This window comes from Sphingobacterium sp. UBA5789 (genome assembly GCF_002418355.1).
Taxonomy (GTDB): domain Bacteria; phylum Bacteroidota; class Bacteroidia; order Sphingobacteriales; family Sphingobacteriaceae; genus Sphingobacterium.
In genome coordinates, this window is record NZ_DIDX01000001.1 from 798,925 (window position 1) to 821,879 (window position 22,955).

Consider the following 22,955-nt stretch of genomic DNA (forward strand, 5'->3'; position numbering starts at 1 on the left):
AAGCAAATTTATGATGAATAAGAAACTAGGATTGATCTTAATGGTGTTAAGTATGACCACATTGCAGCAACAGCATGTTTCGGGGCAAACAGGACCTCAGGTAAAAGCTTACCCTTCTACACAAAAGGGGAATGTAAGTGATGATTTTTTTGGTGTTACGGTTGCAGATCCTTACCGTTGGTTAGAAGATGACCGTTCTGCCGAAACAAAAGAATGGGTATTGAGTCAGAATAAGACAACTTTTGATTATTTGAATGCCATTCCTTACCGGGATGAGCTGAAAAAACAATTGACTGATATATGGAATTATGAGAAAGTAAGTACGCCATTTGTAGAGGGTGCTTATACCTATTTCTATAAAAACGATGGCTTGCAACAGCATTCTGTTTTATATCGTAAAAAAGGGGATAAGGGTAAAGAAGAAGTTTTTCTTGATCCTAACACATTTTCAAAAGACGGATCCACATCTTTATCAGATGTCAGCTTTTCGAAAGATGGTAGCCTGATGGCCTATTCTATCTCCGAAGGCGGATCTGACTGGAGAAAGGTAATCGTGTTGAATACAAATGATAAATCAACGGTAGGGGAAACACTTATCGATGTTAAATTTTCGGGTGTTGCATGGAAAGGTAATGAAGGATTTTATTATTCCAGCTATGATAAGCCAAAGGGATCTGAATTGTCCGAAAAGACAGATCAGCATAAATTATATTATCATAAACTGGGAACAGCACAGTCTACTGATAAACTGATCTTTGGAGGAAGTGAGACACCAAGACGTTATGTGGGAGCATATCTGACAGATGACGAACGCTTTTTAATTATTACAGCGGCAAATACCACAACTGGAAATGAGCTTTATTTTAAAGATCTGTCTGATTCGAAATCAGCTATCAAAACGGTTGTAGGTGATTTTAATTCTAATACAGCTATTATAGACAATATCGGGGATGTATTTTTTCTGAAAACTAATTTGGATGCACCGAATAATAAATTAGTCAAGGTGGATAGCAAAAACCCAACTGCTGCTAATTGGAAAACAGTTATTCCGGAAACAGACAATGTATTGAGTATTTCTACAGGAGGAGGCTATATTTTTGCCAATTATCTGAAAGATGCGATTTCTGTAGTAGAGCAGTATACTTATGAAGGGAAAAAAGTCCGTGCGATTGAACTGCCCGGGGTAGGTACGGCTTCCGGATTTGGCGGTAAGAAAAAGGAAAAAGATATTTATTTCAGCTTTTCAAATTATATCACGCCGTCATCCAGCTTTAAGTTTAATGTAGAGTCCGGTAAGTCTGAACTTTATATTAAGCCTAATGTGAAATTCAATCCTGATGAATACGAATCTAAGCAGGTATTCTATACTTCCAAAGACGGAACTAAGGTGCCGATGATCATTACTCATAAGAAGGGATTGAAGCTAGATGGAAAAAATCCAACTATTGTATATGGATATGGAGGATTTAATGTCAGCCTGACTCCTGGATTCAGTGTAGCTACTGCAACATGGTTGGCAAACGGTGGTGTATATGCTGTTCCGAACCTACGTGGCGGAGGCGAATATGGAAAAAAATGGCATGATGGCGGGCGTCAGTTTAATAAATTGAACGTGTTCAACGATTTTATCGCTGCAGCTGAATATCTGCAGCAAAATAAATATACTTCTCCGGAATATACAGCGCTCTCTGGAGGTTCTAACGGGGGGCTGTTAGTCGGAGCGACAATGACGATCAATCCTCATGTGGCGAAAGTTGCATTACCGGCTGTTGGCGTACTGGATATGTTGCGTTATCATACCTTTACTGCTGGTGCAGGATGGGGATATGACTATGGTACGGCTAATGACAGTAAAGAAATGTTTGAGTATCTGAAAGGGTATTCTCCTGTACACAATGTGAAAGAAGGGGTTTGTTATCCTGCTACATTAGTGACCACAGGTGATCATGATGATCGTGTTGTGCCTGCACATTCCTATAAATTTGCGGCAGAGCTGCAATCAAAACAGAAGTGTGCTAATCCGGTCTTAATCCGTATTGAGACGAAAGCAGGCCATGGAGCAGGGCGTTCTACGGATGTAGTGATCAATGAGACGGCGGATAAATTTGCTTTTACCTTGTGGAATATGGGGATCACTACTTTGAAGTAGCAGATTCTGTATTCCTCCAAAATAACAATGGCCACCTGAAAAGGTGGCCATTGTTATTTTATATGTTTGTTATTACCATGTAGGTTCACCTTTTCGCATTTTGTCGAGATTGGCCTGTAGTTCGGCTTTACTATCTTCATCGGCAGCAGCGATAGCTTTTTCCTGAAAAGTGATTGCCTGATTCTTATCTCCTTTTTTATAAAGTAGGTTTGCATAGGTATCCAGGAATAATGCATTTTGAGGGTTATTCTTTAATGATTGTTTACTCCATTCGAGTGCAGATTCGATACACGTTTTATCTTCACAATTCTCAAAAATTGTCCATGCAAAGGAATTAAGTTCATTAGAAATTACTTTAGAAGTGTTGATGTAAGCATTTACAGCATCTTTGAAAGCGGGCCAGTCTCTTTTGCTAAAATAGAATTGGGGTTTAAAACGAACAAACATACTCGTCATATCTACTTCCGGATGACTTTTGGAAAGCTGTTGCTGTACAACATCTAGATTGATATTCTGATCATTTTTTAGCAAAGGCATTACGAACTCGCTCATTAATACAGTCGACATAGCATTGTTTGCACTTCCCTTTCCTAATATAGCATCTATTTTATCTATATTATTTTTTATCAGCTGGTAAGATCTTGAATCAGAACTGGTCGCACTTGTGAGTAGCATCTGTAGGTTTTCTTGCTGAAACAGCTCCTGTTCCGGAAGAGAGTTGATAATCATGGTTTGCGTTCTTTTTACAGTTTCCTGATCATATGCATTCTCTGCTGCTACTGCTAATTTCCGGGCAATCTCTATATCATCCGGTTTTGCATCAAATTTACTAAGCAATGTATAATACTGAGATGAGGGATTCAGACCTTCTTTTGCTTTGGCAATAAATTCGTCTGCCTCTCCGCCACCTACAATACGGTGTACTAAGGTTCCGTTCGGATCGAAAATAAGGAAGGTAGGGTATGCTCTGACATTGTAATCTTTTTCAAATCGGCTGGCTTCTGCATACCATGCTTTTACATCCTCGCTGTCATCTTTTGTCTGATCCATCTGTATCTTGGCATTGATAAAGTTGGAATTAAAAAATTCTCCGACTTTGGGTTGTGGGAAAACGGTATTTGCCATGTATTTACATGGGCCGCACCAGGTTGTAAAACAATCGACGAAAATGTGTTTGTTTTCTTTTTTTGCTTTTTCCTTGATTTGAGACCAGGAGAGACCATGTTCAAATTTGACTCCTGATTCTTGAGCAAAACTCAAAAAAGGAGCCAGAAGAAATAGAATAATTAGCTTTTTCATTTTTTAGTAGTTAGAATTAATGTGAAGTATGAAATGAAAGTAGAAAATAATGTATACAAAAAAAAGTCTCCGGTCATTTTTCATGCCGGAGACTTTCTTCATTCTGATTAAAAGTGGATTAGAATCCCATTTTTGATCTTAAATCTTTTTGAATTGCGTTTTTATGTATAAGCAAAGAAGTTGTTTTGTAACGAACAAATTCTTTTGTCACGTATAAGTATCCTTTGTAATCGTTTGAAACACCCCAGGAGTTTTTAACGATGTAGTATTCTTTTCCGTTTTGATCTTTTACAAGTCCTACAATGTGCATACCGTGATCATCTGTCGTTGTATAATCGTCAAATGCCAGTTGTCTTTGCTCAGGAGTAATTTTCGCTTCCGGCTGAGGACCCACAAACATCGATTGTTTTTCTGCATCATTCATGTCTTCAAATGCTTTCTCCGGAACATAAGCCACACCGTTTTTCCAGCTGAATCCTTTCTCAGATACATCTGTTGCCCATGCCACTGTATATCCGTTTTTCAATGCATTATCAATAACAGATGTCAAATCATTCATTTGAACATTATAGAATCTGTCAAATGACCAGTTGTCTGGGATCAACAATACAAATTGTTTGTAGTAAGGGTGATCTGTGACCGAAGCCAGACCGATATAATCGTCCGGATTGATTCCGATTACCTGATCTGCAAATGTTCTTGGTGTATATGACTTGCCCTGATAATCAAATTTTTCAGGCACTTCACCCAGATAGGAATCCATTGCTGCTGTATATGCTTTCTCCCAGTTTGGTGTCAATTTTTTTGCTTTTACAAATGTACCTAACATAGCATCCAGCATATTGGTCATTTCACCGATATTATTACGCTTTGATCCGTAATGTAAGCCTGTATATACTTCCTGAGGAAGTGCTCCATATTTGCGATACGCATTTAACACATCGTGGAATTGTCCTCCTTCGCCAAGAGACAATCCGCCGTGAAGACGAACATATGTTTTGGCTTTTTCAAGATAGGTATTTCTTGCACTAAAGATCTGAGAGATTTCCACAGGTTTTTTGCCCATACGTATCATTTCAGATTCTAAAAATGAGTTTCCGGAATAAGACCAGCACGTACCCGAAGAACCCTGATCTTTAATAGATGTATTAGCCAGATTAATTACTTCTGTAAACGTAAAGCCAGCCTTACTGTTGTCATTTTGATTTGCTTTTAAAGCGTTAATTAAATTGTCTTGTGCCTGTACCTGAAAAGATGCAACAAATAATGATGCAGCCAGCACAAGTGATTTATTCCAATTCATATGTATTTAATTTGATTTTCAATGGCCATATGGAATATCCAAACTCTATTTATTGGTGTTTGTGCAGTCTGTACAGCATGGATATTTCATATTGATGTAATTTGTATTATAATTTTATGGGACGAATTTAACTTTATTAATGACAATTGCTTCATGTCTAATGTAAAAATATTACAACATAGCAAGTGCCGGAGATTTGACAATCAGAAAAGGCACCTTCAAGGTGCCTTTTCTGATTATTTTAAAGCGGGATCATCTTTCTTTTGTGGAAAGAGGAGTGAAGCTATGACACTAATGACCAGTATACTGAGGATGATGATCAGAGAGTGAGTCGTTGTAAAACCAAATTTTTCCAACCAGCTGTGCAACAACATTTTTAATCCGATAAAGACCAGAAGAAATGCCAATCCGACTTTCAGGTAATGGAATTTGTGGATGATATTGACTAACAGGAAGAACATAGAACGTAATCCCAATATAGCAAAGATATTGGAGAAGAATACGATATACGGATCCTTGGTTACAGAAAAGATAGCTGGAATCGAATCTACTGCAAAGATCAGATCTGTAAATTCAATAACCAGCAGGACAAGGAATAATGGTGTTACGTAGCGTATTCCGTTTTCGATATGAAAGAAATTTCCATGTTCAATCTTAGGATATACTTTGAAATATTTAGATGCAAATCTGACGACTGCGTGATTTTGCGGATCGACTTCTTCTTCCTGATTACGGTTGATATACATCGTTATTCCGGTATACACAAGGAATGCTCCGAACACATATAAGATCCATCCGAATTTAGCAATCAATGCCGCTCCGACAAAAATGAATATACAACGTAGTATAATCGCTCCCAATATACCCCAAACTAATACTTTGTGGTAATATTTTTCCGGAATACCGAAGGAATGGAAGAGTAGCACCATGACAAAAATATTGTCCACAGACAGCGCATATTCGACTACATAACCTGTTATATACTCTAATGAGAGGTTATTGTTGTAGATCTTTATGCTGGCAGCTAAGTCATTTGGATTGATTTTGATGTTGTGATAATGCTTGGCGATGACTTCCTGTAAGCGGGCAATATCATGTACATCATGGAGCTGATTACCCCAGATTCTTAATACGACGAAAAAACCTAATGCAAACAGTACCCATATCACGCTCATGACAGCGGCTGTGGTTAGGGAAATAGGTTTGTCTCCTTTGGAGAATAAACCTAAATCAATGGCTAACATGAGGATGATAAAAAGAATAAATCCTCCAAAAAACATTAATTCGTGACTCATATTTATTTTTTTCGTTCAGTAGTATATCTCACCAATTGTTCCAGCCCGGTTCTGTAAACACCCTCCGGAAAAGAGTTTAATATTTCGAATGCTTCCTGCTGGTATTGAAACATTTTTTCGGTAGCATAGTCAAGTCCTCCGCTGCTTCTGACAAAAGCGATGACTTCTGCGACTTTCTTGTTATCCTCATTATGATTCTTAACGAGGTTAATAATCCGTCTTTTCTCTGATTTATCCGTCTGGCTCAATGCATAAATAAGTGGCAAGGTCATTTTTTTCTCTTTAATATCATTCCCGAGAGGTTTGCCGACATCATCCAGTCCAAAGTCAAAAAGATCATCTTTTATCTGAAAAGCTATCCCTACTTTCTCACCGAAAGCATGCATTTTTTTTACGGTTTCTTCATCTACATCTGTAGAGGCTGCTCCGCAGGCACAGCAAGATGCAATGAGGGAGGCTGTTTTTTGTCTGATGACTTCAAAATAAACCGATTCTTCTATATCCAGTTTACGTGCCTTTTCGATCTGTAACAGTTCCCCTTCGCTCATTTGTTCTACAGCTTCCGATACGATCTTAAGAAGATGAAAATCATTATTATCTACAGAAAGCAGAAGTCCCTTTGATAATAAAAAATCACCGACTAATACGGCAACCTTATTTTTCCATAGTGCATTGACTGAGAAAAAACCTCTTCTTTCATTTGCATTATCAACCACATCATCATGTACGAGAGATGCAGTATGCAAAAGCTCTACAAGTGAAGCACCCCGAAATGTAGATTCGTTTATCGATCCGCATAGCCCTGCTGAAAAGAAAACGAACATAGGGCGCATTTGCTTTCCTTTACGCTTTACTATATAATGCGTAATTCTGTCCAGCAAAGGAACGGAGCTTTGCATGGAAGCCTTAAATTTATGTTCAAATGCCGCCAGTTCATTGGCTATAGGCTTCTGTATATCGTTTAACTTTAGCATGTATGATGGTTAAAAACCATGATTTAGATACTTTTTTTGAAGTCTAAAGATAAGAAATAGATTATAATGATTCTATAGTATTCTCTAATTCCTGATACCAGGTTTCTCCATACTCACGGATAAGCGGATCTTTCAAAAAACGGTACACAGGTACCTGTAGTTCTTTGCCGAACGAACATGCATCTTTGCAGATATGCCACCTGTCATAATGCAGGACATCAAACTCGGGATAATGTGTCGTACGGATAGGATAGAGGTGACATGAAATAGGTTTTTTCCAGTGAATTTCACCTTGCTCATATGCTTTTTCAATGGCACATTTCGTTACTCCGTTTTCCCAGGTAACATATGCACACTCTTTATTGCCGTCTACGCAGGTTGTTGTCAGATCACCGTCCATATCAATGACATGAGTACCCTGTTCTTCTACAGCCTGGATGCCTTTCTGGGTCATGTAAGGCTTTACTTTCGGATATATTTCTGCCAGGACAGCCAGTTCACTCTCTTTTAGCGGAGCTCCTGAATCTCCTTCTATACAGCACGCGCCTTTGCATTTGGAAAGGTTGCAAACAAAATCATTTTCAATCAAATCTTCGTGTACCAGGACACTTCCTACTTCTATCATGATGTTATTTTGAATAGCTTACTCGTTGACCTAGTTTATATTTCAAACCTTCAGCTTTGGTAAGTTCCATAGTAATCGAGCCGATTAATATTTCGACTTCGGCCTTTACCGGAATACGATTTCCATCGTTTGTGACCCAAAGATACAACTGACTGTTTTTCTTAAAAATACGTCCGGGTTTGATCTCTGGGCTAAATTTTATACATTCTAATGTGCCAAGTTTGGTTTTCACGTCCTCTACTCCGAGATATTTGATGCCCAGAGAGGCCATTTCATCGTTTAAGAAATAAGTGATTCTGAATGAATCTCCTATCTTAAGTTTAGACAGGTCAAGGTTACGTGAGAAGTAATAAGCGGACAGTAAATCGAAAGTCTGTGGAGTAGGACTTTGAAAAGTCCCTTTTTTCCCTTTTGCAGATTGCTTCTTATGATCGAATGTTACATAATCCTGTCTGGTATAGCTTCCTTCGTGAATATCTTCCGTATACAGGTAGGGGAGGAATGTACTGCCATCTATATATGAATTGTATTTGTTCTTTACAGTATACAATACCGAGAAAGCCCCCGATGTTGATCCAAAAGCTGTCAATTGAAATGTTTTGGGATTACTGAACCGAAGTTTGGAATCGGACACCATCAGGGATCCTGTAGCGGCTGATACGATACCGTACCTGAGTTTGTATTGTAGTTTTTCTCCCGCCTGATAAGATGATTCTTTTAAATACGGGAGCATTTGTGCCGGTGCATTTGAAATGCAGTATAATGCAATAATAAGTAACGTAAAGATTCTTTTCATATATCAATTAAAACTACAATTCTAAAAAACTACATTAAGGCTTTCGCTTGAAAACCGGTACTGTCGAGCATGGTTCACCGTACATTATACTTTTTGCAACTTTGCTTAATTTCACTGTAAATGTCACAAAAGCAGACTCCGGAATATGCACATCACCACAACCTTTTACAACAACGCGCTGATCAACAAACTGTGACATATCCAAAGTTGCTAACTTTTCTTGGAATAACTGGCTTTCCAGTTCTTCTTTTGTTCCAAAAATAACAGTTTTTGCAAAAGGTTCAAGTTTATTTGCTAACAACATGATTGCCCATGTCGGGATAATGGCATCTGTAGAACAGGTAATGGCAACATGTTTGTCTGTATATGTTGTCCAGTCGTTTTCTTTAATAAATTCTCTGAAGTCTTTTTCCTTTAATATCAATCCATGAAAAAGATTATCCTTGATGTCATATTCGGTAAGCTCTCCGGCAGGAGCAAGGCTGGCCAGATCAAAGGTTATTAGTCCGCTTTGTGCTACTTTATTAACGATATTTTCTTGAATTTCCATGATCATAAAAATAAAAAAAGCCGGACAAATACTGTCCGGCTACAAAGTTACTTAATTATATTCTAAAAGAATCTAATGCGATTGTCATCAATCTTAGCTTTATCCTGAAGTGCTTTGAAGATAGAGTTCCATGAACGTTGCGCTTTAGAAGCGATCAACTGTTTCTGTTGTGCTTTGATCTCTGTTGCTACCTGGTTTTTAGGATTTACAAATCCGTTTACCTGTACAACATATACACCTTGATTTCCTTTGATCGCTGTTGAAGGTTTGTTTGGCTGTAATCCAAATACAGTACCTACAACTGCGTTTTCCAATGCTACTCCCGGGATAACAGGATTTGCTAATACTATGTTTTCAACCTGAATAGGTGATTTACCTAATTTCTGACCAACCTGATCAATTGAAGATGCTCCTTTCAAAGCATTTTCTGCTTTTTCTTTCAGTTGTCTGGCTTTTACCAGATTTCTTACCGGAGTTTCGATATCAGCTTTGATAGCTTCCAAAGGAAGAATTCCTTTTGGTTGAATATCTGCCAGACGAGCAACGATAAAAGTATGATCTGTTTCATAAACTTTATCTGTTACATCTCCTTTTTTGGCATCGAATGCCCATCTCAACAATTCTCTTGGTACTTCATTGCCATCCAAAGTATTGTCCATTGCAGTAACACGTTTTGCTGTTGCATCTTTCAAACCTTGTTTCGCTGCCAGAGCTGTGAAATTATCTTTATCCAAAGCAGAGAAGAAGCTGTTTGCTTTTGCATATGCTGCATCAATTGTTTCTTTACCACTTGAAATGGCTTTATCTACAATCGCAGCTTTTACTACTTTAGAGTTTCCGACTTGTTTTTCGATTTTTACAATGTGTACACCGAACTGACTGTTTACGATCAATACATCTCCAGTCTTGCCTTCGAATACTGCTTTGTCAAATTCAGGAACCATTCTTCCTCTTCCAAATGTTCCAAGATCACCTCCGTTTGCTTTGCTGCCTTCGTCCTGGCTGAATTGAATGGCCAATGGACCAAATGCTTCGCCTTTTGCAATCAGATTCTTAATAGAGTCTGCTTTGGCTTTAGCTTTGTCAACACCGCCTTCTGCAGTCGGATTTAATAAGATATGACTTGCTTTTACCGAATCAGGGCTGAAAGTAGCATCTTTGATTTTAGCGATTTCGTATACGCCATTTGAAAGAAACGGACCTACTGTAGCACCTACCGGAGCATTGAATAATACGGAATCAAGAGCAGGGCTTACCTGACCTTTTTTCAGATAAGTGTACGGATATTTTGTATCTGAGTTTACACTTGCAAATAAAGAGTCATTTGTAGATGCAGCAAGATCCGCTTTTAATTTCTGAACAACAGCTAATGTTGCTGCTGTATCTCTTTGATTAGGGCGTCCGTCTACAAGTACATACTCAATAGAGCGTGTTTCTTCAGGATTTTTGAATGCATTTTTATTTTCATCGTAGTACTCTTTATAGTCTGCATCTGTCAGTTTGATGTCAGCATCTTTGATAGAAGAGTAGTCTAACAATACATATTTAAAGTTTGCAAGTTTGTTACGTTGAATGTAATCGTCATTTGCTTCCAGGGAAGTGACGTAAATGCTGTTGTTAAGCAGGTTTGTGTATTTGGTGCCCATACGCTCGTCACGTACACTTTCCAGTAACATTTCCCATTGTTGCTGCATTTCAGGGGTGCCTTCACTTTTCAATCTGCTCAGGAACATATTCAGTTGTGCTTTGTCAAACTGACCAGTCTGAGGGTTTGTGAAAGCCTGAACGACCTGATAAGATGGGTTTGGACCATTTACCAATGCATTCAATTCGTCTTTACCTACTGACAAACCGATTTTCTCAACTTCCTGTTTTAGAATTTCTTTGGTTACAAATTGATTCCATACTTGCTGAACGGCATAATTTTTCATTTGCGGGGTGAGGCTTCCTCCACCCATTTGTTGTTGGAACATTGCTGATGCTTGTTCAACCTGAACATTGAAATCAGGGTAGCTGATTGATTCTCCATTGACGCTTCCTACCTGATTCTTTGAGTCGGCCAAAAAAGGCGCTCCAGTACGTACAACGTCTCCTAACAAAAATGCAACAATTGCAATACCGATAACGGTTACGATCAAACCCGCACGGTTTCGCAAAAAGGTCATTAATCCCATAGTTTATAAACTGTATTTTATTGTTTAAATGCTGATTTTTAGTTTAATAATTCACCTACACTAAAAACGAGGTGCAAGATACAACTTTTATAAAAAAAAGCGTAATATTTTATTGTTGTTGAAAACTATTCTCCTACTTTTTTTGTTTTACACGGTCTAATGGCCAAAAGAAGGGAATGCTGAGTTGTCCTGAATGTAGTATAAACCTGTTGCATTCTGAATCCGGACATCTTTAAAGTCAGCATCTGATGTAAAAGATGATCCCTGTAGATTACCTCTGCCATCTTTAAAGAAACCAGTGATCATCACGTGGTTATAAAACGAATCGGAGTTTTCATCATAAATAAGTTCTTCTGTTTTTATGATTGAACCATCAATCCGGGTGATGACTACATTCTTTTTGAAGGTAGTTGTTTTCTGCTTTTCCCGCTGGATCGCATAATCCGATACAATCTGTTGACTTTCTTTGCCAAGAGCATCATAAAACACAATTTTTACGCCTTTTGGAAATTCGTAATTACTGGTTGTGTCATGATGAACGCGCATTTCCGGACTGGTCAGTACCGCTTTTACCAGTGCGGAATCACTATATGTAATCGTGACGCCGTAAGAGATATCTACAGCCTCTCCTTTTTTCATATTGGCGATACGGTCTACTTCTTTAAGATCGGGCTCGCAGGAGTGTAATAAGATTGCCCCTAACCATAATATTATCGATAGGGGCAGTGTATGTTTTAATATAGAAATGAATGCTGTCATTAGCAATCGCTACTAATCATAATTTCTTCGTGAAAACCACTTGTCATTGAGTGTAAATCCAATATTGAAATTGATATACCGCTCGCGGACAAGATTGTTTGACAAGGTACCCATCTGTCCAAGTTCTGCTGAGACATTGATCTTAGAGAAAGCACGGGAATAAGGTGTAGACGGTAAAGGAAGACCCATACCTAAAGTGATGGCCATATCTTTGATATCGGTGCCATTGATATTCATTTGTGTCTTGTCGTATCTGAATCCGATTCGGTAATCTACCAGGTTCAGGTAGCGGATCGATGAAGGATCAGGTGTGAATTGCCCACCTATTGCTACGCCATAGCTTTTCCCCAGTTGTTGTTCGCCTTGTCTTACCTGAAAATCTGACCAGTCAGCATATTTGAAATCTGCACCTACCAGCCATTTGTTTGATTTCGCAAGTGTAAATCCAACATTGTGCTTCAAAGGAAGATTGATGTTTCTGGATCCTTTTTCATTGATGTATGACGTATCCGTAGCAATATTTTCTACATCCGAAAGACTTGGTTGCGTACGGGTAATGAGTACGGTAGATTTATCTTTGATCGTATTATTCAGGGAACCTGAGTATCCGACTGTCAGGTTGAGTTTGTTACCCAATGATTTAAAATATTGTACCCCATAGTCCAGTGATGCTCCGGAAAATGAACGAATATTATTTTGTGTCGTGTTGTAAGCTCCTAAGCTGTACGGGAATTCAATTTTGGAGATATCAGTCAGATTACCAAATATATAACTTACGTTCGCTCCTATGCTGAAACCTTTGAAAGGACTTATTCCGTATCCGATGAATGCTTTATTCAATCCTCCTTCACCTGAAAGTGTACTTCTGTAAGACAAGGTGTCCAGCGTTTTGATATTATTGTAAGAATAACCTACATCTGAAAAAGGCAAAAGACCGAAAGCGACACCACCCGCTTTACCCAAAGGAATTCCCATGGTGATATGGCTGAAAGCAAAATCTGCGGTATTATCTGCAGCACTTCCTTTTTCCAGCTGTGTTACATTTCCGTAGAGTCCGGCATCAAATATGGTATGGTGAAAACCGCTGTAGGAAGCCGGATTGGCTATGTTCATTGTATTTGTTCCGCCAAGATATCTCAAACCCGTAGAAATTCCTCCCATTGCTCTGGTTTGCGGGAGTAAATCCAGGCGCATCTGACCAATGCCTAATTTGGAATAAGGTGACGCTGAAGTCGACTTCTGCGCATATACTGCTGTGCCGCAAGACAGGATACCTAATGCAATAAATAATGTCGAAGCTGTCTTTTTCAGCCCTTGTATAAAGTGTTTCTGCATGTTAAAAATTGATATTGATGCCATAATTCCCGTATATGCTATCGCATATTTTTCTATAATACGGGAGACTGTTAGCAACACGCTTGTTCAAAGTTCCTAAACAGGAAACTCTGTTATCCTCGAAAATACGGTCATGTATTAAACAAAAATCAAGACCTTTACTGGCAACTTTGTGTTGATCCGAATATAAGGTTTTGAAATACATCTCCGTGCTTATGTTTAACAACAATTCTTGTTTTTTCAGTGATCAGATCCGGATATATTCCTGCTTGAATGTCAGTAGTATCCTGATTTTTTCAGTTACAAAACTATCTATTTTTTGATTATTCCGTAAGTTCTATTTGTTAAAAAAGGTTAAAGCTCTTATTTTCAGCTTTTTACATAAACTGAAAGTAGATAATTGCCATAATAATTATAGCATAAAGAGATTCATATATCCATTTATTTTTGGCGTAAGTAAAATAGTAAGCCAAATAAATGGTAATCGGTGGTGCACAAAGTAAAAAGTGACTTTCAGAAATGACAGGGTTAAGATAAAAGGAACCGATCGCCAAAAGTAACATGAAAAACAGTAACTGGAAGGATTTCCTGACATGGACTATACTCTTAAAGAACTGATCTTTCAATATGAGTAAAAAGAGTATCAGAGCAAAAAGTATAGGTACCAATACAAGGTAATCATGAAAGTCCATATGTAAGGACTTTGGAAATGAATTTGTAAATGGTTTGAATATTCCGAAAAACTGATCTATACGGCCAAGCCAATAATAAATAACCCCGATAATAAAATATATGGTACATAATCCGAGTAATGTTGCAATCCATTCTCTCCAGTTGAACGGTCTGAAAATAATCAGACTTATCCACAAGAGAATAAACATGACAATAAACGGAAAATAGACCAGACTTCCTATTCCGACAATCATACCCAGATCAAACATGATCGCTTTGATATCCTGATGGTGATAGATATTCAGCAATTTGCTGAGCATCCAGATGGAAATAAAGTTACAGATAAGTGTGGGTGAAAGGACTAAAAAAGGAATGAAGAGACTGGCCAGTGTCATGTACATCAATGCTGTCAAAAAACTCGGTTTGCCCAGAAAATTAAAATTGTTCATGAGCCTGTTGAGTAAAAATGCCTGTATCAGCGTAAGGGCAAGAGTTGTCAGCACATTTGATTGTGGTGCCAGTGTCAGTCCGAATTGTAAGCCTAAGAGGTTATTAAGCGCAGGCTCAAACAGCATGGGGGTGAGTTCATCCGGAAGATGCAGAAATACACCAAGACATAACCCGAGTCCAATTACTGCGAGTAATACGATATTAACAGGTGTAAATTTTCTGAACTGATTGATGATCATTGATCCGGATCTCGTTTATATTAGGCGCTTAGATGTTATGCAATCAGGGCGTAAACTTTTGTATGTCAACGCCCCGATAAAATTACTTTTTGTTATTTTTCTCTAATTTGCTGATTCTTTTGTCCAGTGTAAAGAGGTATGCTGCTACACCCAGAAAAATAAGAAGTAAAACCAGGACTACAACCCAGATTTTTCCTGAGCTTCTCAGTCCCGTTGCCATTTCGATTTCACCTTGTGCCGAAGCATACAATGACGTACACAAAATGAAGAATATAGATAGAATAGTTTGTTTCATGATTCTTACTATCGATTAATTAATTTCGTTGTTAAATTGTTCGCGTTCGATTAATCTGGCTCTGTAACGGAGTGAACCTATCCATACTCCGATAAGACTCCAGCCTAAACCGGCAGCGTACAATACAGGTCTCAGATTGTTGTCCATGTCTATGTCACTAAATGTGGAATTCCCCCCATTCCCTGGATGCAGAGAATCTGTGAGTCTCGGTAACACATATAGCAGGACGATCATGACCGGAAAGGCAAAGATGTTGTAGATAGCCGATATTTTGGCTCTCTTCTGCTCTTCGTCAAGTGCATTTCGCAGTACTAAATAGGCCAGGTACATCAGTGTGGCTATAGCCGAACTATTTAATTTCGGATCTTTTGGCCAGGGATCGCCCCATGTAATATTAGCCCACAGCATACCGGTTCCTAATCCCAGAAAGCAAAAAATAATCCCTGTATTTACTGCTTCTACAGCAATCAGGTCATATTTCATGTTTCCTGAATTCAGATATTTGACACTATAAATGACGGAGATAAGATATAGGGTGAGCATCGCAAACCACATCGGTACGTGGAAATAAACATTTCGGATACTTTCATGGAGTATTGGGAGAGTAGGGACGGGGCCAATTAATCCTGCAACGATGGATGCTGCTACTAAAACTACGGCAAGGATTTTCCACCAATTTTTTCTCATTTCAATTCTAAATTTTGTACTGTTTTAATCTCTCCAAAGGTAAGGAAATAACAATAAAGAAATCGTAACAGTTATCACATTAATCGCAAGTAATACAACAATATGATCCAGGCTCTGACTTCTTTCCAGTCCATCCATTGCATTTTTTGACAAACGGATGAGAACCAGTAACAGCGGAATGATAACAGGAAAACTAAGTATAGCCATTAGTGTACTGTTATTGCCAGCTTTGGAACTGATACCTGATACCATTGTAAATACAGATGCAAAGCTGATACTTCCCAGTATCACGGAAATGAAATAGAACAAGGGATCTGCAAGGGGATTCCGGAAGATTATAGCATATACACTGAACGCTATTGCCGATAACAGCATCATGACCAGTGTGTTGTAAATAATCTTGGAAAGAATGATTGCTTTGGCGTCAACTATGGAGTAATAATAAAGTTGACGGTTTGTGCTCTCCTGTACAAAACTTCTGCTGATGGCATTGATAGATGCAAAAAGCATAATGATCCAGAAGAGTGCATTCCAAACAATGGAATCTACGGCTGTAAATGCCTGATAACAGACAAAAACCGTAGATACCACGTAGAGTAAGATGCCATTGATAGCGTATTTAGATCGCCATTCTAACAGTACATCTTTATATACTAAAGTCTTAACTTGTTGAAACAAATTCATTCGCTACAAAGATACTAAAAATCGAATGTGAATAGTGTAGCGAAACGATATATAGCCTTAAGCTATATCAGATTATGCGTTGTCGATGCTGGATTTTGCTTTTGAAGCTCCTTCATCTACTTTATTCGCCATATTGTGTGCTGCACTGCTTGCTTTTTCTGCCAGATCTTTACCTAAATCTTTAGCTTTACCTTTCAGTTCCATGATTTCATCTTTTGCAGATTGTGCAAATTTAGAAGCGCGTTTAGCTTCTTTTTTAGAAAGATCTTTTAGGGATTTTGTCAGACTTTTGATACCGTCATTCGCACGATCCATCTGTTTTTTTCCATCCTCTGTTGCTAATAGATAGTAAGCTGCTGTACCTGCTGCTAATCCTAATAATGCAAATGCCAAAATTCCGTTTTTATTTTTCATGATTTCATGTTTTTAATGTTGTCAACTCTATTGTTATCTATAAGTATTAACAATAGCTACACCAAAAAGTTTCAACACATAAAAAATTAACATTTTTTTACAGTTGCTCTTTTTGGGATGACTGTAAGGAATATAGATGATGGTAAAGTCCTGAACCTTTGCTCATAAGTTCCACATGATTACCCATGTCAGATACTATTCCATCTTCGACAACAATGATCTTATCGGCATGGATTACTGTTGAAAGGCGGTGGGCAATAATGATGGATGTTCTGTTTTTCATGAGCTCTTCCAGGGCCAGCTGTACCAATCTTTCGGATTCGGAATCTAACGCTGAGGTTGCTTCGTCCAATATGAGTATGGCAGGATCTTTTAATAATGCCCGGGCTATCGCTATACGCTGACGCTGTCCTCCGGAAAGCTTTACTCCCCGTTCTCCAACAAGGGTGTCGTATCCTTCCGGAAATTCCATTATAAAATTATGTGCATTTGCTCTTCTTGCTGCTTTGATAATCTCTTCAGCATCAGCATCCAGCTTACCGTAGCCGATATTTTCGCGAATTGTTCCTCCAAATAGAAGCACATCCTGCGGTACTATAGCGACCTGATTACGGATGTCTGTCAGTAAATAGTCTTTAGAAGGGACTCCGTCATAGAGGATCTGTCCACTGTCCGGACTGTAAAACTGAAGGATAAGGGAAGCTATTGTTGATTTACCCGTTCCGCTTGGTCCTACGATGGCAATCTTCTCGCCGGAACTGGCATCGAAAGAAATATTCTTAAGGATCTGATTGTCTCTCCTTCCCGGATAAGTAAATGCTACATTCCTGAATGTGAGATGACCTTCAATTTGTTTTTTGATTGTTTTGTTATCCTCGCTTAGTGCGATATCTTCCTGTTTCTCGTTTAAGATTTCGATAACACGTTCGCTGGCACCCAATGACCGCTGTATATTGGCATACAACTCCGGGAAACTTCCCATTGAACCCGCCACAAACATAGAATAAAGAATATATGTAGTCAGATCTCCTACTGAAATTTCTCCTGCAGATACTAATGAGGCACCGTACCATATGACTGCAATCACTGCTCCGAAAATGCAGAAAATAATGAAAGAAGCAAACATGCCCCGGTAAGTAGCGCCTTTTACAGCCAGGCAGATTACTGCATCCAGTTTGCCGGAATATCTTTTTGTCTCATAATATTCATTGACAAAAGCCTTTACATTGCTGATTCCTAATAATGTCTCCTGCACTATACTGTTGGAATCTGCAAGCTGATCCTGTGCCTGACGCGAAAAATTACGGATAAAACGGCCGAATATAAGTGCTGTGACCACCAGAATCGGCAGGATGCATAGGTTCATTAATGCTAATTTAGGTGACACTGCAATCAGAAGTACCACCCCAAAGGCCAGACTGATAACCTGGCGCAGGGTCTCGGCCAGTGTCGTTGTCATGGTGTCCTGTATTTGTGCCAGATCAGAGGAAAGACGGCTGTTTAATTCACCTACTCTGCGGTTTGCAAAAAACTCAATAGGAAGGGTTATTAATTTATTATAGGTATCACGACGGATATTGGCTAATGCTTTTTCTGCTATTTCGACAAATAACCGTATTCTGAAAAAAGAAATGATAGATTGAATAAATAGAATCGAGAAGCTGATGCCTCCGATGTAAGCTATATTATTATGAAGCCATGGGTAGGTTTGTTTGCCTTGAGCAGCATCAATCATCGCACCTAACAACGCCGGAAATGTAAGCATTGTCAAACTTGAAATAATTAAAAAAGCCATACCGAAACCGAATTTTACACGGTACGGTTTGATATACGAAAAGATTTTGCTTGCCTTGTGAAGTAACTCTTTGTTTAGTTTGGGCTTGGGTAAATCTTCAGATTGCGTATTACCGCTGTTCAATCTCGCTCTCGCCATTTTCTATTGCCTATAAAAAAAATCTATTTGCAAAAGTAGCCATATTATTGTGTGAGCATATCACGCTTTCGTCACTTTTTGTTGTTGAACCTGCTTATAGAGTTTATAAAGGAAGAAAACGAGAACAAAAATAACAGCAACGGCCAGATAAAGGAGGAGGTTTCCACTGTGGTCACTATTCTCCAGCGTATCGGTTTGTTTTTTTAACGCTTCATTTTCATTCTGCAGTTTGTTGATTGTATTCATATAGGCCGTGACCTGCCCGTCATACTCAGTTGCCAGTTTCTGAAATTTCTCTCTTTCAAAATCTTTCAAATCCAAAAGCCTTTTGGTTTCGATAAAGATATTGTTGTCCGTAGTAACTATGTCTTTCAGGATATCGATAGACTTTTGCATATCACCCTTAGACTTAAAGAGTCCGAATATTCCTGTTTTTTTCTGAAGGCTCACATCATATTCTCCAAATTGGACACTACGGTTGTGAAGCAGTTCATTCACTTTCTTACGTTGTATTTCATAAGAAAGCGTATCTGAAGTTGGTTGTTGTGCATGTGCAGCCGGTACATAGGCCAGCAATAGAGCAACATAAAAAAGAAGATGTTTTATTTTCATGTATTATTCTATTTTTCGGATTTGAAAAACGTACTGTAATCGCGGTGTTAGTGAATGTTACGGCTTATGGAACTCAACCCGGATGGCTTCATCCTGAGATAATCCCAGGAGCTGACTTGCATTTCCTTTGTTGATCGCTATTTCTAAAAAGTTGCTGATCCCGAAGAGACATAGCTTCTCGCCTTCAGAAACTTCATTATAGTGCCAGCTCATTTTATCAATTGTCTCATTACGTTTAAAGTATAACGTAAATCCGCGGCCAGCTTGTATTTTATTGAACAAATCTTTGCTGATATTGCTGATCACATTTCCGAAAGAGTCAATATAAGAGACATGTCCTTTGATCGAATTCTGATCGAAGATCGGTTGAAAAGTAGCTTTTTCTATGGGTTTATCTATAGGGATACCAATTTCGCTCATCTTTCCTCCTTTGGCAATATGGCAGGTCGCTTTGGTAAGGATATCCGCCAGTGGGAAGTGCAGATATCTCAGGTCCTGCATAATGTCCAGTTCCACAACTTCTTCAGCCTGATTTTCGCCTAATATAATACTGAAGATGCCATTGTCCGCTCCGACAAAGAAGTGTCCGTTGTATTTCATAGCAATATATCGGGAATCTTCCTGAAATACGGTGTCAATCCCGATGAGATGTACCGTTTTCTTAGGGAAATAGTGGTACGCATTCTTTAGAACGAAAGCGGCATGCTGTACATTGAAAGAGGGGATTTCGTGAGTAATATCTACAATACGAACATCAGGAAGCTGAGAGATTATACTCCCCTTCAAAGCAGCTTGGTAAAAATCTTGATATCCTAAGTCCGTTGTTAAAGTAATAACACCCATATAACCGCAAAACGTATTTTGTCTCTAATTTATCCTGATCTTGGCGGCCTTCCCAAAAATAGCTCGCGACATCTGTTGAATCGAAATATTTTTTCGATAAGGACTACAAAAGTAAGAGTTATTTACTGGAATCATAGTTTACAATCAATTAATCTTTATCTTTTTTTAATTGGTACAGATAGTTTGTACTTTTGATTGATCATTTGCAAAATACTAAAAAAATATCGAAGTTTTTGAATGTATTTTGCATACTATGCCCACAAAATTTTAGTACATTTAGTGCGAAATAAGGATTGTATACCTGCGTCTTTATTTTCTATGGTTACATGAAAAATATATTAATTTGAACGAACTACTGATAACACTTGAGGAAGTCAATTTGGTCACTCTGTGGGGGACTCAAAATGAGAATTTTGAATACATTAAGAAGCAATTTCCGAAGATCAGAATGGTAGCCAGAGGAAATGAACTGAAAGTATTGGGAGAAGAACAGGAACAGCAACATTTTAAGGGAGCCTTTGATCAGATCTTGTCTCATATCGAACGGTTTCATAGTCTGTCTATATTGGATCTGGAAGAAATAATAGGAGTAAAGCATCCTGTAGCGGAGAAAAAGGCTGATGGTTCGGAAAAGAAACAAGAAGGTGCGCCCGCTTTTAGCGGAGAACCTATTGTGTATGGTCCTAATGGAATAATTGTACGGGCACGTACGCTTAATCAGCGTAGGATGGTTGACAGTATTTCCAAGAATGATATTTTATTTGCAATAGGTCCGGCAGGAACAGGGAAGACATATACTGCTGTTGCTCTAGCTGTACGTGCCTTGCGCAATAAAGAAATCAAACGTATCATCCTGACCCGGCCTGCTGTAGAAGCAGGGGAGAATCTGGGTTTTCTTCCGGGCGATCTGAAGGAGAAAGTAGATCCTTATCTGAGACCTTTATATGATGCGCTGGATGATATGATTCCTGCAGAAAAGCTGAAGGGATATCTGGAAAACAGAACTATTGAAGTGGCTCCTCTGGCTTTTATGCGCGGACGTACACTGGACAATTGTTTTGTGATTCTGGATGAAGCACAGAATGCAACGGATATGCAGCTGAAGATGTTTCTGACACGGATGGGGCCTACGGCCAAATTTATTGTAACCGGTGATATGACACAGATTGACCTTCCGAAGAAAAATCAATCCGGATTATCTACAGCAGTGAAATTGCTGGAAGGAATAGAAGGTATAGATATGATTTATCTGAGTGGCGGAGATGTGGTGAGACATAAACTGGTGAAACGTATATTAGAGGCATACGGAGATATTTAGTAATTTGTCTATCAGCTGAAATCATTTGCTGAAAGACATTGCTAAGGCAGTTCATACTGCTTATTATTACTTATGAATTTTTATTTTGAAATGAACGCAATAAGAGAAACAAATTTTAATTTCGAAAACCAAACCGCTTTTTACAGAGGAAAGGTACGTGATGTCTATACTATTGCAGATCAGTATCTGGCAATGGTTGCGACAGATCGTATATCTGCATTTGATGTTGTGCTGCCCCGTGCTATACCTTATAAAGGTCAGGTCCTGAATCAAATAGCGGCTAAGTTTTTAAAAGCTACGGAAGATATTCTGCCAAACTGGGTAGTAGAAGTGCCGGATCCAAGTGTGACTATTGGTAAGATGTGTGAGCCATTCAAGGTAGAGATGGTTATCCGGGGATATCTTTCCGGACATGCGTGGCGTGAATATAGTGCGGGTAGAAGAGAAGTCTGCGGAGAGAAGCTTGTAGAAGGTCTTAAAGAGAATGATAAGCTTCCTGAGCCTATCATAACGCCGACCACAAAAGCTGCAGTAGGCCATGACGAAGATATTTCACGAGCTGATATTCTGAAAAAAGGAATTGTGAGTGAGGAAGATTATATCCAACTGGAAAAATACACGAAAGCCTTGTTCCAACGGGGTACGGAGATTGCGAAAGAAAGAGGTTTGATTCTGGTAGATACCAAGTATGAGTTTGGTAAGCGTGACGGAGTCATTTATCTTATAGACGAGATCCATACACCGGATTCTTCCAGATACTTTTATGCAGATGGATATGAAGAACGTCAGGCAAACGGCGAAGCTCAAAAGCAATTGTCCAAAGAGTTCGTACGCAAATGGTTAATAGAAAATGGTTTTCAGGGAAAAGACGGACAACAGGTGCCGGAAATGACAGATGAAATCGTAAATTCTATTTCCGAGCGATATATTGAACTGTATGAACATATTACCGGAGAACAATTCAAATATCCTAAAGAGGGTGAAGTCCTCGGGAGAGTAGAACATAATATTTCTGCTGCATTAAAGACGCTGCATTAAGCAGGGAAATAAAGTTGGAAATTAAGAACACCTGTCGTGGCGGCTCGTGCTTAAATGACAGGCTGTCGTTTAGTAAGAAGAAGAAGGGATTTCCTGTACAAGAAGGATAGTCTTTAACGTAAAAAATTGGCATATGAAATATACAATTGATAAGCATGACCGATATATTGTAATCGAACCGTTATCGGACGTGTTGAACGCTGAAAAAGCAGCAAAGTTGAAAGCTGAACTTTTATTGCGCAATACAACCGGGCAACGCAATATTGTGTTGGACCTGTCAAATGTACGTGAGGTAGATGAGGAAGGTGTTCGTATTGGCATTCTGGCCAACAGACTTTGTCATACGATAGGGGGGCTGTTTATTCTGGCCAATGTAGACTCTGCAGTGCTGGAAGTATTGGAAATGTCTCATTTGCACCAAACCCTGACTATAGTAGACTCTGTAAAGATAGCCGAGGATATGATCTTTGCGCATGAATTAGAAATGGATTACAGAGGGGAGAAAGATTAG

22 protein-coding genes are annotated in these 22,955 nt (G+C 38.8%); 4 read left to right on the plus strand and 18 right to left on the minus strand.

Annotated features, from left to right (window positions below; genetic code table 11):
• The first annotated feature begins 10 nt into the window (after positions 1-10).
• Complete coding sequence (locus tag B4B65_RS03550; RefSeq protein ID WP_293913382.1) at positions 11-2,149, plus strand: prolyl oligopeptidase family serine peptidase; 2,139 nt, start codon at positions 11-13, stop codon at positions 2,147-2,149.
• A gap of 72 nt (positions 2,150-2,221) precedes the next feature.
• Here B4B65_RS03550 and B4B65_RS03555 read toward each other — a convergent pair whose 3' ends face one another.
• From B4B65_RS03555 to B4B65_RS03640, 18 genes are all read right to left on the minus strand, one after another.
• Positions 2,222-3,448: a thioredoxin family protein gene (locus tag B4B65_RS03555; protein WP_293913384.1), complete on the minus strand. Its 1,227-nt coding sequence runs from the start codon at positions 3,446-3,448 to the stop codon at positions 2,222-2,224.
• A gap of 118 nt (positions 3,449-3,566) precedes the next feature.
• Positions 3,567-4,751: an aminopeptidase C gene (locus tag B4B65_RS03560; RefSeq protein ID WP_201681505.1), complete on the minus strand. Its 1,185-nt coding sequence runs from the start codon at positions 4,749-4,751 to the stop codon at positions 3,567-3,569.
• Between the two features lie 236 nt (positions 4,752-4,987).
• Positions 4,988-6,046, minus strand: coding sequence for a TerC/Alx family metal homeostasis membrane protein (locus tag B4B65_RS03565; protein ID WP_201681506.1), 1,059 nt, complete (start codon positions 6,044-6,046; stop codon positions 4,988-4,990).
• 2 nt (positions 6,047-6,048) lie between these two features.
• The gene (locus tag B4B65_RS03570; protein ID WP_201681507.1) at positions 6,049-7,020 is read right to left on the minus strand and encodes a polyprenyl synthetase family protein; all 972 of its coding nucleotides are present in this window, start codon (positions 7,018-7,020) and stop codon (positions 6,049-6,051) included.
• A gap of 61 nt (positions 7,021-7,081) precedes the next feature.
• Entirely contained in the window at positions 7,082-7,645 is a 564-nt protein-coding gene (locus B4B65_RS03575) for a DUF3109 family protein (protein ID WP_293913389.1), read from the minus strand.
• 4 nt (positions 7,646-7,649) lie between these two features.
• Entirely contained in the window at positions 7,650-8,441 is a 792-nt protein-coding gene (locus B4B65_RS03580; RefSeq protein WP_201681509.1) for a DUF3108 domain-containing protein, read from the minus strand.
• Positions 8,442-8,475: 34 nt separating this feature from the next.
• Complete coding sequence (locus tag B4B65_RS03585; RefSeq protein WP_293913391.1) at positions 8,476-8,991, minus strand: DUF2480 family protein; 516 nt, start codon at positions 8,989-8,991, stop codon at positions 8,476-8,478.
• A gap of 62 nt (positions 8,992-9,053) precedes the next feature.
• The gene (locus B4B65_RS03590) at positions 9,054-11,165 is read right to left on the minus strand and encodes a peptidylprolyl isomerase (RefSeq protein WP_293913393.1); all 2,112 of its coding nucleotides are present in this window, start codon (positions 11,163-11,165) and stop codon (positions 9,054-9,056) included.
• Between the two features lie 156 nt (positions 11,166-11,321).
• On the minus strand, positions 11,322-11,924 hold the full coding sequence (lptC, locus tag B4B65_RS03595) for an LPS export ABC transporter periplasmic protein LptC (protein WP_293913395.1): 603 nt from the start codon (positions 11,922-11,924) through the stop codon (positions 11,322-11,324).
• A 12-nt stretch (positions 11,925-11,936) separates the two neighbouring features.
• Complete coding sequence (locus B4B65_RS03600) at positions 11,937-13,259, minus strand: hypothetical protein (RefSeq protein WP_293913397.1); 1,323 nt, start codon at positions 13,257-13,259, stop codon at positions 11,937-11,939.
• Between the two features lie 377 nt (positions 13,260-13,636).
• Entirely contained in the window at positions 13,637-14,620 is a 984-nt protein-coding gene (locus tag B4B65_RS03605; RefSeq protein ID WP_293913399.1) for a DUF6427 family protein, read from the minus strand.
• Positions 14,621-14,702: 82 nt separating this feature from the next.
• Positions 14,703-14,915, minus strand: a complete 213-nt coding sequence (locus tag B4B65_RS03610) for a CcmD family protein (protein WP_201681515.1) — start codon at positions 14,913-14,915, stop codon at positions 14,703-14,705.
• A gap of 15 nt (positions 14,916-14,930) precedes the next feature.
• On the minus strand, positions 14,931-15,602 hold the full coding sequence (gene ccsA, locus B4B65_RS03615) for a cytochrome c biogenesis protein CcsA (protein WP_201681516.1): 672 nt from the start codon (positions 15,600-15,602) through the stop codon (positions 14,931-14,933).
• A gap of 24 nt (positions 15,603-15,626) precedes the next feature.
• On the minus strand, positions 15,627-16,286 hold the full coding sequence (locus B4B65_RS03620; RefSeq protein WP_293913403.1) for a heme exporter protein CcmB: 660 nt from the start codon (positions 16,284-16,286) through the stop codon (positions 15,627-15,629).
• Positions 16,287-16,358: 72 nt separating this feature from the next.
• Positions 16,359-16,700, minus strand: coding sequence for a YtxH domain-containing protein (locus B4B65_RS03625; RefSeq protein ID WP_201681518.1), 342 nt, complete (start codon positions 16,698-16,700; stop codon positions 16,359-16,361).
• A 97-nt stretch (positions 16,701-16,797) separates the two neighbouring features.
• The gene (locus B4B65_RS03630) at positions 16,798-18,633 is read right to left on the minus strand and encodes an ABC transporter ATP-binding protein (protein WP_201681519.1); all 1,836 of its coding nucleotides are present in this window, start codon (positions 18,631-18,633) and stop codon (positions 16,798-16,800) included.
• 60 nt (positions 18,634-18,693) lie between these two features.
• A complete protein-coding gene (locus tag B4B65_RS03635; protein ID WP_293913405.1) occupies positions 18,694-19,245 on the minus strand; it encodes a hypothetical protein in 552 nt (183 codons plus the stop codon).
• A gap of 57 nt (positions 19,246-19,302) precedes the next feature.
• Positions 19,303-20,088, minus strand: coding sequence for an SAM hydrolase/SAM-dependent halogenase family protein (locus B4B65_RS03640; protein ID WP_002997184.1), 786 nt, complete (start codon positions 20,086-20,088; stop codon positions 19,303-19,305).
• Positions 20,089-20,431: 343 nt separating this feature from the next.
• Between B4B65_RS03640 and B4B65_RS03645 the strand changes: the two genes are divergently transcribed.
• The 3 genes from B4B65_RS03645 to B4B65_RS03655 all read left to right on the plus strand — a co-directional run bounded on the left by B4B65_RS03645 (position 20,432) and on the right by B4B65_RS03655 (position 22,955).
• Complete coding sequence (locus B4B65_RS03645; RefSeq protein WP_201681521.1) at positions 20,432-21,406, plus strand: PhoH family protein; 975 nt, start codon at positions 20,432-20,434, stop codon at positions 21,404-21,406.
• Positions 21,407-21,496: 90 nt separating this feature from the next.
• A complete protein-coding gene (locus tag B4B65_RS03650; protein ID WP_201681522.1) occupies positions 21,497-22,444 on the plus strand; it encodes a phosphoribosylaminoimidazolesuccinocarboxamide synthase in 948 nt (315 codons plus the stop codon).
• Between the two features lie 133 nt (positions 22,445-22,577).
• Positions 22,578-22,955, plus strand: a complete 378-nt coding sequence (locus B4B65_RS03655) for an STAS domain-containing protein (protein ID WP_201681523.1) — start codon at positions 22,578-22,580, stop codon at positions 22,953-22,955.